Origin of the sequence: Amycolatopsis roodepoortensis, from assembly GCF_014873915.1 — a bacterium.
GTDB lineage: Bacteria > Actinomycetota > Actinomycetes > Mycobacteriales > Pseudonocardiaceae > Amycolatopsis > Amycolatopsis roodepoortensis.
On sequence record NZ_JADBEJ010000005.1, the window covers coordinates 498,748 to 510,689 of the forward strand.

Consider the following 11,942-nt stretch of genomic DNA (forward strand, 5'->3'; position numbering starts at 1 on the left):
TCGCCGCGGCCGTCGTCCAGGCAGCCGGCAGCCCCGGAACCCGCAACGACCAGCAACACCAAGGCCATCACGAGTCGACGAAGAGTAGCCGGAAAGACACTCACGGTTCCCACCGTAGCAAAGACTCCCATGAGCCGTAGTACTAGGCGTCTTAGTAGGACTTCACCGCGCGCTCACAACCGGCCCCGTACTACTAAGCGCGATAGTTGACCCTGTGCGACAGGAGATTCGGCACCCGTGACCCCACACCGGCGCTCACCACGGCACCCCCTCGCCGCCACCGCCGCCCTCATGATCCTCGGCTTCGGAGCGCTCCCCGCGAACGCGCAGCCCGCGCCGGACGGCCAGGATCCGATGCGGCGTTACCAGGAACTCGGCGCTCAGGCGGCCAAGGCCGACGAGGATCTGCAGGAATCCCAGAACCGGTTGAAGACCCGCGAGGGCGAACGCGACCAGGCCACCGCCGCCGTCGGCCGCGCCGACGGCGAGCTCACGCAGGCGCGGTCGGCGATCGATCGCTTCCGGCCGCAGGTCGAGGCGATCGCGCGGTCCGCGATGAGCGGCGAGCGGCTCGGCAACGCCGTCCTGCTGCTCGACAGCGGTAGCAGGCAGGAGTTCCTCGACCGCTCCTCCGCGCTGTCGGTCCTGGCCGAGGAAAAGGCCAAGGCGTTGAACGGCCTGCGCGACGCGCTCGCGAAGGCGCAGACCGCGCGCACGACGGCGGAGGACGCGCGGGAGATGGCCCAGCTCGCCGCCAACGACGCGACCTTGGCGCTGGACCAGGTCCGTACGCGCAAGAAGGACCTCGACGACCAGATCGCCAAGGTGCGGCAGGCGCTCGGACAGCTGCCCGCCGCCGACAAGGCGAAACTCGGCAAGGTCCAGGACAAGGGCTCGTACCTCGGCCCGCCCGGCGCCGCGAACGACGCGCTGCAGGCGGCGCTGTCCAAACGGGGCTCGCAGTACGAATGGGGCGCCACCGGGCCGAGCGAATTCGACTGCTCGGGCCTGACGTCGTGGGCGTACAAGCAGGCGGGGATCTCGCTTCCCCGCACCAGTCGCCAGCAGTACACCGTGGGCAAGGCCGTCCCGTTGGACGCGCTCGTCCCCGGTGATCTCGTCTTCTACGACGACGGCACCGGGAACCCCGGGGCCATCCACCATGTCGGCATGTACGTCGGCGGCGGCAAGATGGTCGACGCGCCCACCGAAGGCCAGCCGGTCGACGTCCGTTCGGTCAAGGGCGACGGGCATCTGATGGGCGCGCGGCGCGTCGTCGGCTGAGCCGGAGCGGCACAGTATCCTTCCCGGCGGAGGTGTCATGCAACGGCTGGGCGAGCTCGAAGCGTCGGTGATGGACGTGCTCTGGGACGCGGCGGAACCCCTGCGGGTGCGCCAGGTCCTCGAGGCGATCAACCGGGACCGCGACCTCGCCTACACCACGGTGATGACGGTGCTGGACAATCTGCACCGCAAGGAATGGGTCGAGCGCGAAATGGAGAATCGCGCGTACCGTTACCGCGCCGTGGCGACCCGCGAGGAGGCGACCGCGCAAAGCCTGCGGGAAATCCTCGACGCCTCCGACGACCGGGAATCGGTGCTGCTGCATTTCGCGCGCTCGGTCACCGAAGAGGAGTCGGACATCCTGCGGCGCGCCCTGCGACGGAAGCCCGGCAAGCGATGATCCTGGCGGCGGTGCTCCTGTTCGGCGTGGTGGTGATCGGCTGGTGCTCACCCCGGCTGCTGGGCAGACTGACCGCCGGCGGGATCAGCCCCGGCACGGCGCTCGCGTGGTGGCTGCTGACCGCGCTCGGCGTCCTCGTCGGCACCCTCGGCGCCGTCCTTCTCCTCGTCCTGCCCGACCACGGGCCCGCCGAGGCCATCACCCGGATCCTCCACGAGTGCTGGGCGGCCGTCGACCACAGCGGTCTGCCCGGCCTCGATCCGCTCGCCGGCACTGTCGCGGGCGCCGCCGTCGCGATCGCGGCGGCCAGGCTCGCCGCGTCCACCGCGCGCCGCCGGAAACGCAGCACGCTGCTGCACCGGCGCCATCTCGACGTGCTCCGGCTGTCGGGCGCCCGGCCGGGGCCGACGCTGTGGCTGCCCGACGACCGGCCGATCGCCTACAGCCTCGGCGGCCGCGACGGCCTGATCGTCGCGAGCCACGGCCTGGCGGGCAGGCTCTCACCCCGCGAACTCGACGCGGTGCTGGCCCACGAACGCGCGCATCTGCGCGGCAGGCATCACTTTCTGGCCGGATGTGCCGAAACACTCGGCCGCGTACTGCGGTTCGTCCCGCTGATGCGCGAACTCCCCGGCGCGGTCCGGCTGCTCGTGGAATTGGCCGCCGACCGGGCGGCCGCGGCGGGGCACGGACCGGAGACCGTGCGTTCGGCGTTGTTGTCGATCCACACGGCCGGCGGCGACACCGCCCTCCGGTTGCGCTGGCTCGCCCGGCACACGGGCGGCCCGGCGCGATTCCCGGAACGGGTGCGGGCCGTCGCGGGCGGGGCGCTGGCGCTGTTCGCCGCGCCCGTGCTCACCGTGGGCCTGATGTTCACGGCTGGGCTCGTTTCCTGCTGGTGAAGGAAACACTTTCGTCACCGATGCGGACGAACGGGTTCAGCTCGGACACCATCAGGTGACAATCGTTTTCCGGCCCGGAAAGGCCATTTCCCGAACGGGCGTACGCACGTCGCTGACCGTCGTTCGCCGGTCGGCGAATCGGGGACGGTAAATCGCGCAGTCTCCACTCACACGAGTGAGGAGCCGCCATTTCATTGAGCCGGAAAGGCGAATTCCCAGCGCTACTCAAATGGCGGCATTCGGCCGGTGCCGCGTGTGCGTAACGTCGATCACCGTACTCACCTCGCACCGAATTCCGTGCACCCCATGGAGGTTTTCGTGATCCGACGTCCTCTGCGCACCCTGACCGTCCTGATCGGCGCCGCTACAGCCGTCACCACCTTCGCGGCACCGGCTTCGGCGGCGCCATCGGTGCTGACCGAAGCGGCGGGCCCGGCCACGGTGGCCGCCGCCCAGCAGGAACTCGGCACCTCGCTCGGCGCCGCGTTCGCCGGCTCCTGGCTGGACACCACGACCGGCGAGCTGATCGTCGGCACCACCGACGCGGGCCGGTCTTCCCGGATCCGCGCCGCGGGCGCGATCCCGAAGGTACTCCGGCACAGCGCCGCCGGACTGAAGCAAATCCAGTCCACATTGGACAACAGAACCGCCGGCCTCCCCGATTCGGTCGCCGGCTGGTACGTGGACGTGCCGTCGAACGACGTCGTGGTCAGCGTGGTGGGCGGCGATCCCGCCGGACTGGCGTGGGCCGCCTCCGCCGGGGTCCCGGTCCGCGTGGAACACGTGAAGAGCGCGCCGCGTCCGTTGTGGAGCGTGGTCGGCGGGCAAGGCCTGTACTTCGACGGCGGTGCCTGTTCGGTCGGGTTCAACGCCTACGACGACGATGACCACTACGTGATCACCGCCGGCCACTGCACCGAACTCGGCGGCACCGTGCGCGGGGATGGTGGCACGATCGGCAAGGTCGCGAGGTCTTCCTTCCCCGGCAACGACTACGGCACGGTCAAGGTGACGCATTCCGACGTCTCCACCCCGCCCCGGGTCGACCGGTACGAGGACGGGTCCGACGTACGGATCGAGGGTGCCGACGTGGTCGGCGTCGGCGGCCGGATCTGCCGGTCCGGGATCACCACCCACTGGCACTGCGGGCGGGTCGAAGCCCTGGACCAGACGGTGAACTACGGCAACGGGAACGTCGTGCGGGGTCTCACCCAGACCGACGCGTGCGCCGAACCCGGTGACTCCGGTGGCTCGTTCGTCAGCCGTCCGTCGTCGGGCTCCGGCACGAAACTCGTGCAGGCGCAGGGCATGACCTCGGGCGGTTCCGGTGACTGCGATTCGGGCGGCACCACGTTCTTCCAGCCCGTCAAGGAGGTGCTCGACCGCTACGACCTGACGCTCGAAAAGGACTGATCCCCCATGGCGAGGGGCGGCCGGCCCACCGGTCGCCCCTCGATCAGGCAGGCGAGCTCGACAGCCTCGGCGGCCAGCGTCTCGATCTCCGCCCAGCGGCGGCGGATCCGTTCGTGGTCGGCCACCAGCGTGCCGGAAACCATGCCCAGCAACAGGTTCGCGTCCGTGCCGACCTCCGCCAGCCGCAGGAAGGGACGGCGGTCGTCTTCGGTTCCCGCCCCGTGCTCCGCGGCCCATTCCCGGGCTCGCATCCCGGCGTCGTGGCAGGCGTCGACGAGGAGGGTCCGGATCTCCTCCGCCCGGTCCCCCGGGCTCGCGGGAGGTTTCCCCATCAGCGGGAAGATGTTCCAGGCCACCGACAGCAGGCAGTCGGCCACTTCGTCCATCGACTCCACGTCCACCGGGCGAGTGTTCCGGCCCGCGCGTCCTGCCAGGCGCAATGACGCGCGGGACCCGCAGGGTCGACCCGATCGGGTGGCGCTCCCAAGCCGGGTCTCGTGAGTGGTACGGGCGAAGCGCACGTGGCCCAGGGCCGCACTCGCGTGATCAGGGGCGTAACTCGCGTGTTTGGAGGCGTAACTCGCGTGATCAGAGGCAGAACAACGAGTTACGTCTCTGATCACGCGAGTTACGCGTCCAGTCACGCGAGTTACGCGTCTGATCACGTGTCCTTGCCGCTCACGAGGCTCGGCTCGGCCAAGTCGTCAGGGGTCCGCGCGTCGGCAATTCGCAGGCCGGCGATCAGGCCGGACAGTCCCTGGTGACCTTCGGGCCGGAAGGCGAGGATCCCGCTGGCGAAGAACAGCAGGTTCGCCAGCGGCTCGAACCCGCCGTTCGCCACCGACGCCAAGGTGAGCAGCGTGAAATAGCCGCCGGAACCGGCGAGGAACCGTACGGTCATCCGCCACAGGGCGGGCTTCCCGCCGTCCGGCCCGGCGGGACGCAGCAATACGACCCGCTGGCCGAAGCTGGCGCCGTTGCCCGCGACGGGAACGACGAACAACAGGAGCAGCGCAGGCAGGAAAGTACCGATGAGCGCGGTCACCACGGTGTTGGGTTCGCCGGCGACCAAGGTCGTCACGATACCGACGGTGGTACCGAGCAGCACGACCGACACGACGTCGACGGCCATCCCGAGCAGGCGGCGGCGCGCGGTGACCGGCCGCGGCGTCCCCGGCGGCGCGGACGGCTCGTTCCCCGGCAGCAGCCGCAACAGCGGGGCGAGGCCGAAACCGACCGCGGCGCCGACGGTGTTGGTCAGCAGATCGTCGACGTCGGCCAGCCGGTACGGGCACTCGAACAGGAACCAGACCCCGGTCAGCTGCGTGCATTCGATGAACAGCGAGACCGCGAAGCCGATCGCGACGGTGGCCGCGAAACCGCGCCGGAAGAGGTGCCGCAGGAACATCCCCAGCGGCACGAACAAGGCGACGTTGAACACCGCCTGCTGGACGGCGGGATTACGCAGGAACGCCCGAAGGCCCGCGCCGGTCTGTTCACGGCGGATGTCGGCGACGAACTGGAACGGGCGTAGTTGCAGATGACCGGCCGCTTGCCCGGCGCACGTCGTCGTCTCCGGAATGGGGAGCAGCGTGTACGTCCACAGCGACATGGCGTAGACCAGGAACCCGAACACCAGCAGGACCCGCCAGAGCCCGAGCTCCCCGCGGCGCCGGTAACTCGCGGCGATGTACGGGACGGCCAGGAGGCCCGCGAGCACGCAGCCCGCGAACACCGCGATGACCGCGGAGATGGTCGGATCAGTCACTCGCGGAAGTTAACAACGCGCGCTCCGGCGCACCTGCCACACCACCTGGGCGGGTGACGGCGAGGGCTCGCTGATGCGCGAGCGCGGCGATGGCGAAGGTCAGGTGGACGACGACCCAGTTGCGGTCCTCGCGATGGACCCGCTGCAACAGGTCGAGTGTGGCGTCGCCGGGACTGCGGCCCTGACGGCAGGCGTCGATGAACGCCTGGGTCAGGTCGTCGACGTTTCTCCGGAACTCCTCGAAGGCGTCGGCGGGTTGAGCACTGGTGCAAAGATCCACGGTCACGTCACAGAGCGTTCCATAGCGCGACACAAAGTTACGAATCGGCGGAGCCCTAATCACTCACGTGAGGTAGGCCTCACGCGAATCTGTGCTCTGCGTCACGCCGAAGCGAGCCCGGCGGGCATCCGGCGTTCCCGTTCGGCCGCCTTCGCGCGGCGGGTGACCGGGAAGCGCTGATCGAGTTCGACCAGCAGCGGGGTCACCGCCGTCAGCGCCAGCAGAGCGAGCCCGGCGTATGCGCCCACGGTCTCGATGATCGTAATTTCGGCCTCCTCGGTCCCCTGCCGCCTCCTCCGGCGGCCTGACACCAGGATCGCCTCCCGGCCGGGTGCGGCGGATCGGTCATCCGGCGGAGACGCCTCGACCGGTCGGCCTTTTCGGCACTGTCCGATCGGCCGATCCCGGCCGGCGGTGCAGCAGGTCGAACCGCGACCACATGGCCTCGGCCGCCTCGATGGACTCGCCGGTGCGGACGGGATCGACGGCGGCGAGCTGCGCGACGATCGCCTGCACCAGGCTCATTCCCGCGGTCAGCGACGGGAAGAAGGTCACGCCCTCGGCGGGCACCATCAGCACCTGTTCGACCGCGGCCGCCAGCGCGGGACTGGCCGCGTCCGTGATGGCGAAGGCCCGCGCTCCCCTGGCCTTGGCCTCGTTCGCGGCGAGCACCGTACTTTCGTACAGCCGCCAGAAGCTGATCGCGATGAGCACGTCTTCGGCGGTCAGCTTCGCCGTGGCGTTGGCGAGTTCGGCGTCGCCGGCCGTGATCGCGTGGACGTCGTATCCGGCGAGCCGGGCGTTGTGCGCGAACGCGATCCCGACCGCGGCGTAGCTGCCGTCGGCGATCACGACCGTGCGGCGCGCCCCGGCGACGGCCTCCGCGACGTTGCGGATCTCGTCCTCGGCGACGCGCCGGTTGAGCAGGGCGAGGCTGTCGAGGTCGCGGCGCAGCGACGCCGACCCCGGCGAATCGACGTCCCGGTGTTCCTCGGCCACCTGCGGCGCGCTCAGCGACGACATGTACCGCGCCCGCAACTCCTGTTGCAGCGCCGGCCATCCGGCGAACCCCAGCGCCTGCGCCGTCCGGGTCACGGTGGCGACGTTGACCCCGGCGAGCTGGGCGAGCTCGGCCGTCGAACCGAACGACGCCCGCCGCGGTTGCGAGACCAGCACTTCGAGCACGGCGGCCGCCTTCGGCCGCAGGCCGCGCTCCGGCGTGCGATCCCGAAGCCACGCCTCGAAACCGTCGTCGGTTCCCGTCCTTGTCACGCGCACCCTCCCTCGACGGCGTCACGGTAACGCATCGTGCCCGGTGGACCACTTGCAACAACCATTGCAGTTTTGCCGAAACGCAGTATACGTTGTCCGCACTCTCGTGACTCCTCGTCGCCCGAACCACGGAAGGCGTTCCCCATGACGCTTCTGGCACGACTGGACCGGCTCCCGCTGAGCCGTCCCCATTACAAACTCCTGCTGATCGGCGGGCTCGGTTACACCTTCGACGGGATGGACTCCGCCGTCGTCGCGTTCCTGCTGCCGAGCGCGAAAGCCGCCTGGGGCCTCGACAACGGCCAGCTCGGGCTGATCGGTTCGGCGACGCCGTTCGGCTTCCTCTTCGGCGCGATCGCCGCCGGGCTGCTGGGCGACCGCATCGGCCGCAAGAAGGTCATGATGTACGCGCTGGCCTTCTACGCGGTGTTCTCGGTGGTCGCTGCCTTCTCCCCCAACTACGAGGTCTTCCTGGGCGCCCGGGTGCTGGCCGGGGCGGGCGCCGGTGCCGAAAGCGCGATCATCGCGCCGTTCCTGTCGGAGTTCGTCCCCGCCAAGCGGCGCGGCTGGTTCGTCGGTGCGCTGGCCGGATTCTTCTCGTTCGGGTTCGTCATGGCCGCGCTGATCGGAAGGTTCGTCGTCCCGACGGTGCCGGAGGGCTGGCGGGTCGCGCAGCTGATCACCGCGCTGCCGATCGTCATGCTGCTGTGGTGGCGCCGCTCGCTGCCGGAATCACCGAGGTTCCTGGTCGCGAACGGACGTCACGCCGAGGCCGAGAAGATCGTCACGAAACTGGAGCGGGACGTCGAAAAGGCGACGGGGCAAGCACTTCCCGCCGTCGCGGCGGCCGACACCCAGCCCGCGACGGAGACCCCCAAGGTCAATCTCCTCAGCGCGCTGAGGTTCTTGTGGAGCCCGGCGATGGCGCGCCGCACCGCGGTGATCTGGACCGTGTGGTTCGTGATCACGTTCTCCTACTACGGCTTCTTCTCCTGGATCCCGACGCTGCTCGTCGACCGCGGCATCACGGTGACCAAGAGCTTCGAGTTCTCCATCATCATCTACCTGGCGCAGATCCCCGGATACTTCTCCGCCGCGTGGCTGTCGGAGCGGCTCGACCGCAAGCACACCATCGCGTTGTACCTCGCCGGATCCGCGGTGAGCGCGTTCTGGCTGAGCCAGATGGACGCGCCGTGGTCGATCACCCTCGCCGGGGCGGTGCTGTCGTTCTTCCTCAACGGCACCTACGCCGGTGTGTACTCCTACACCCCCGAGGTGTTCCCGACCTGGATCCGCGCCAGCGGGACCGGGCTGTCGAGCGCGTTCGGCCGGGTCGGCAGCATCCTCGCCCCGACGATCATCGGCCTGTCCGCGGCGAGCCTCGGCTTCGCCGGCGTCTTCGGCATGACCACCGCCGTCCTGGTGGCCGGGGTGGTGGTCGTGGTCGTGTTCGGCCTGTCCACCGCCGGCCGCTCACTCGAAGAACTGACCGAACACGGCGCGCCCGTGAAAACCGCGAAGGAGATGACGAAGTGACCGTGTCGCTGTCCACTGTGGAGGACAAGACCCGAGCCACGATCGGCGTACGGCTGTTCACCGTCCTGGCCTGGGTGCCCGAACGGCGGGCGCTGCGGCGCGTGTACAGCAGCCACCCTGTCGAGTACCCGGTCGGCGGCGAGAAGACCGTCGAGGTGGCCGCCGGCTGGCTGGAGCGGTGCATCACCGGCCAGGAGCCCTACTTCGGCCCGGACAGCGCGGCGGTGCGGGAGATCTTCGCCGACCACGAACTCATCGACAGCCTCGGCTGCGGCGCGGTGATCAACGTGCCGGTGGTGGACGACGGCCGCACGCTCGGCGTCCTCAACCTCCTCGACGCGGAGGGCAACTACGACGACGAGTCCGTCGCGACCGCCCGATCCCTGGCACCGTTGGCCGTCCCGGCCCTGCGCGAGCTCCTGGAGGAGACCCGATGAACGGATCGCTGCTGCTGCGTAACGCCCGCCTGCTCGACCCCGTCAGCGGCGAGTACACCGAGGGAGACCTCCGGTGCGCCGACGGCCGGATCGTCGAGATCGGTGACGGGCTCACCGCGGACGACGCCCGGACCGAGGACCTGCGTGGCGCGTTCGTGCTGCCCGGACTCGTCGACGCCCACGTGCATGTCACCGCGTCGACCGCGGATCTCGGGTCGCTGCCCGCGTCGTCACCGTCCTACGTGGCCGCGCACAGCGCCCGCACCATGAGCCGGATGCTGGACCGGGGCTTCACGACGGTCCGTGACGCCTCCGGCGCCGACTACGGCCTCGCCGACGCGCAGGCCGAGGGCCTGTTCCGCGGTCCGCGCCTGTTGTTCTGCGGCCGGGCGCTGAGCCAGACCGGCGGGCACGGCGACAGCCGGACTCGCGGCACCAACGTCAGCGACGACCACCCGTGCTGCGCCGGCCTCGGCCGGGTCGCCGACGGGGTCGACGCGGTCCGTGCGGCGGCGCGCGACGAACTGCGCAAGGGCGCGCACCACATCAAGGTGATGGCCTCCGGCGGCGTCGCCTCCCCCACCGACCGGATCGACTCGACGCAGTACTCCGCCGAGGAGTTGCGCGCCATCGTCGAGGAGGCGGAGTCGGCCAACCGTTACGTCGCCGCGCACGCTTACACCGCCCGCGCGGTGAACCGCGCGCTGGAGCTGGGGGTGCGGTCGATCGAGCACGGCAACCTGATCGACGACCTCAGTGTCGAACTGTTCCTCCGGCACGACGCGTACCTCGTGCCCACCCTGGTCACGTACTGGGCGCTGAAGGAGGAAGGACGTGAGCACGGGCTGCCGGAATCCAGCTGGCGCAAGGTCGACGAGGTGCTCGGCGCGGGCATGGCCGCCCTCGAGAAGGCCGCCAGGGGCGGCGTGAAGATCGTGTACGGCAGCGATCTGCTCGGCGGGATGCACCGGCACCAGAACCACGAGTTCCGGCTGCGCGGCGAGGTCCAGTCCGCGCTGGAAGTGGTCCGCTCCGCGACGTCGACGGCGGCGGACCTGCTGAACCTGACCGGCGAGATCGGCACGCTGGCGCCGGGCGCGCACGCGGACCTGATCGTCGTCAACCGGGATCCGTTGGAGGACATCGGTGTCCTGGCCGAGCCGGAGAAGTTCCGGTACGTCGTGCAGGGCGGGACCGTGGTCTCCCCCTGACGCGTTTCGTCCTCTGCTTGCGGTACTTGCGCGTGCAAGTACCGCATCCAGAAGGACGAAACGCGGGTCAGGAGAAGTGCTGCGGGACGTCCCACGGGTTGTCGTCCCGCAGCGGCTCCGGCAGCAGGTGCGAAGGCCAGTCCTGATAGGACACCGGCCGCAGGAAGCGTTCCACCGCCGCGGTTCCGACCGAGGTCGACGCCGGTGACGTCGTCGCCGGGAACGGTCCGCCATGCTGCATCGCGGCGGTCACCGCGACCCCGGTCGGCCAGCCGCCCCACAGGATCCGTCCGCTGCGGTCGGCCAGCACCGGACGCAGCGCCTCGACTTCGGAGGCCTCTTCGGGTAAAGCGTGCACGGTCGTCGTGAGCTGACCGGGCAGGGCCGCCAGCACCGGCAGGACGTCGGAAAGGCGCGAGTATCGCACCACGACGCCCAGCGGGCCGAAGCACTCTTCGGCCGCTTCCGGCACGAAGTCCTCCAAGGCGACTTCGAGCAGCTGGGCGCCGGGGCCTCGGACGACCTCGCGCATCCACGGGATCGCGGCCAGCCGCGCCGCACCGGTCTGGAACCCGGACGCGATGCGGTCGTTCAGGAACGGCGCGGCCGCGACCTCGCGCAACCGTTCGGCGACGAGCTCCACGAACGGGCTGTCCGACGGCACGAACACCAGGCCGGGATTCGTGCAGAACTGTCCGTTGCCCAGCGTCAGCGAACCGGCGTACCCCGCCGCCAGCTCCTCCGCCCGCGACCGTGCCGCGCCGGGCAGGACGACCACCGGGTTGACGCTGCCGAGCTCGCCGTGGAACGGGATCGGGACCGGCCGCTCGGCCGCGATCCGTGCCAGCGCGAGCCCGCCCGCCACCGACCCGGTGAACGCGGCGGCCGCGATCGCCGGATGACGCAGTGCCGCCACGCCCGCGGCTTCCCCTTCGACGAGGCCCAGGAGCGCGCCCCACCGGCCGAGGGCTTCCACCACGACCGAAGCCGTCCTGCGGGACAGCTCCGGATGGCCGGGGTGAGCCTTGACGACCACCGGGCATCCGGCCACCCACGCCGACGCGGTGTCCCCGCCCGCCACGCTGAACGCGAACGGGAAGTTACTCGCGGCGAACACCAGGACCGGGCCGACGGCGGTGCGGTACCGGCGCAGCTCCGGCCGGGGTCCGGGCGGCCACGACGGATCGGCCCGGTCGATCCGGACGTCGTAGTACGAGCCGCTTTCGGCCGCGAGCAGCCGCAACTGGAACGTCGTGCGAGCCAGCTCGCCGGTCAGCCGCTTCGTCCCCAGCCGGGTCTCGGCGTCGGCGATCTCGATCAGGGACGGCCCGGCCGCGTCCAGTGCGTCAGCGACGCCGGTGATCACCGTCGCGCGCGTCTTCGGGTCGGTCGCGGCCCATTCTGCGGCGATCTCCGCCGCCCTCTCGATCTGCTTCATC

The 11,942-nt window shown here is 70.4% G+C and carries 13 protein-coding genes; 7 read left to right on the top strand and 6 right to left on the bottom strand.

Translation table 11 applies throughout. The annotated features are described in order from the left end of the window. Positions 1-237 precede the first annotated feature (237 nt). The 4 genes from H4W30_RS21820 (at position 238) to H4W30_RS21835 (ending at position 3,999) form a co-directional block, all read left to right on the top strand. Positions 238-1,284 carry a C40 family peptidase gene (locus tag H4W30_RS21820; protein WP_192744546.1) on the top strand — a complete coding sequence of 349 codons (1,047 nt, stop codon included), beginning with the start codon at positions 238-240 and terminating at the stop codon, positions 1,282-1,284. A gap of 37 nt (positions 1,285-1,321) precedes the next feature. Next, on the top strand, positions 1,322-1,684 hold the full coding sequence (locus H4W30_RS21825) for a BlaI/MecI/CopY family transcriptional regulator (RefSeq protein WP_192744547.1): 363 nt from the start codon (positions 1,322-1,324) through the stop codon (positions 1,682-1,684). Further along, positions 1,681-2,586: a M56 family metallopeptidase gene (locus H4W30_RS21830; protein ID WP_192744548.1), complete on the top strand. Its 906-nt coding sequence runs from the start codon at positions 1,681-1,683 to the stop codon at positions 2,584-2,586. Before H4W30_RS21825 ends, H4W30_RS21830 begins: the two co-directional genes overlap by 4 nt. A 318-nt stretch (positions 2,587-2,904) precedes the next feature. Next, positions 2,905-3,999, top strand: a complete 1,095-nt coding sequence (locus H4W30_RS21835) for a S1 family peptidase (protein ID WP_192744549.1) — start codon at positions 2,905-2,907, stop codon at positions 3,997-3,999. On the opposite strand, the gene H4W30_RS21840 is transcribed toward H4W30_RS21835, so the two are convergent. From H4W30_RS21840 to H4W30_RS21860, 5 genes are all read right to left on the bottom strand, one after another. Then, entirely contained in the window at positions 3,972-4,400 is a 429-nt protein-coding gene (locus H4W30_RS21840; protein ID WP_192744550.1) for a hypothetical protein, read from the bottom strand. The two genes, H4W30_RS21835 and H4W30_RS21840, sit on opposite strands and share 28 nt — an antisense overlap. A 260-nt stretch (positions 4,401-4,660) precedes the next feature. Continuing rightward, positions 4,661-5,767, bottom strand: coding sequence for a VanZ family protein (locus H4W30_RS21845; RefSeq protein ID WP_192744551.1), 1,107 nt, complete (start codon positions 5,765-5,767; stop codon positions 4,661-4,663). After that, positions 5,760-6,053 (bottom strand): hypothetical protein, encoded by a 294-nt coding sequence (locus H4W30_RS21850; protein WP_192744552.1) that lies wholly within the window; start codon positions 6,051-6,053, stop codon positions 5,760-5,762. Before H4W30_RS21850 ends, H4W30_RS21845 begins: the two co-directional genes overlap by 8 nt. 95 nt (positions 6,054-6,148) lie before the next feature. Continuing rightward, positions 6,149-6,295, bottom strand: coding sequence for a hypothetical protein (locus H4W30_RS21855; RefSeq protein WP_192744553.1), 147 nt, complete (start codon positions 6,293-6,295; stop codon positions 6,149-6,151). A gap of 97 nt (positions 6,296-6,392) precedes the next feature. Continuing rightward, a complete protein-coding gene (locus H4W30_RS21860) occupies positions 6,393-7,319 on the bottom strand; it encodes a MurR/RpiR family transcriptional regulator (RefSeq protein WP_192744554.1) in 927 nt (308 codons plus the stop codon). A 144-nt stretch (positions 7,320-7,463) separates the two neighbouring features. On the opposite strand from H4W30_RS21860, the gene H4W30_RS21865 reads away from it, so the two are divergent. The 3 genes from H4W30_RS21865 to H4W30_RS21875 are packed head-to-tail and all read left to right on the top strand — an operon-like array spanning position 7,464 to position 10,503. Continuing rightward, positions 7,464-8,855 carry an MFS transporter gene (locus tag H4W30_RS21865; protein ID WP_192744555.1) on the top strand — a complete coding sequence of 464 codons (1,392 nt, stop codon included), beginning with the start codon at positions 7,464-7,466 and terminating at the stop codon, positions 8,853-8,855. Continuing rightward, entirely contained in the window at positions 8,852-9,292 is a 441-nt protein-coding gene (locus tag H4W30_RS21870; protein WP_192744556.1) for a GAF domain-containing protein, read from the top strand. Before H4W30_RS21865 ends, H4W30_RS21870 begins: the two co-directional genes overlap by 4 nt. Beyond that, positions 9,289-10,503: a metal-dependent hydrolase family protein gene (locus tag H4W30_RS21875; RefSeq protein ID WP_192744557.1), complete on the top strand. Its 1,215-nt coding sequence runs from the start codon at positions 9,289-9,291 to the stop codon at positions 10,501-10,503. Before H4W30_RS21870 ends, H4W30_RS21875 begins: the two co-directional genes overlap by 4 nt. Before the next feature lie 67 nt (positions 10,504-10,570). On the opposite strand, the gene H4W30_RS21880 is transcribed toward H4W30_RS21875, so the two are convergent. Next, complete coding sequence (locus H4W30_RS21880; RefSeq protein WP_225949814.1) at positions 10,571-11,941, bottom strand: aldehyde dehydrogenase (NADP(+)); 1,371 nt, start codon at positions 11,939-11,941, stop codon at positions 10,571-10,573. Position 11,942 lies beyond the last annotated feature (1 nt).

What these genes read in the sequence shown, in the direction of transcription:
- H4W30_RS21865 (WP_192744555.1), top strand. Translation starts at nt 7,464, where the DNA reads ATGACGCTTCTGGCACGACTGGACCGGCTCCCGCTGAGCCGTCCCCAT.
- H4W30_RS21830 (WP_192744548.1), top strand. Translation starts at nt 1,681, where the DNA reads ATGATCCTGGCGGCGGTGCTCCTGTTCGGCGTGGTGGTGATCGGCTGG.
- H4W30_RS21875 (WP_192744557.1), top strand. Translation starts at nt 9,289, where the DNA reads ATGAACGGATCGCTGCTGCTGCGTAACGCCCGCCTGCTCGACCCCGTC.
- H4W30_RS21880 (WP_225949814.1), bottom strand. Translation starts at nt 11,941, where the DNA reads ATGAAGCAGATCGAGAGGGCGGCGGAGATCGCCGCAGAATGGGCCGCG.
- H4W30_RS21825 (WP_192744547.1), top strand. Translation starts at nt 1,322, where the DNA reads ATGCAACGGCTGGGCGAGCTCGAAGCGTCGGTGATGGACGTGCTCTGG.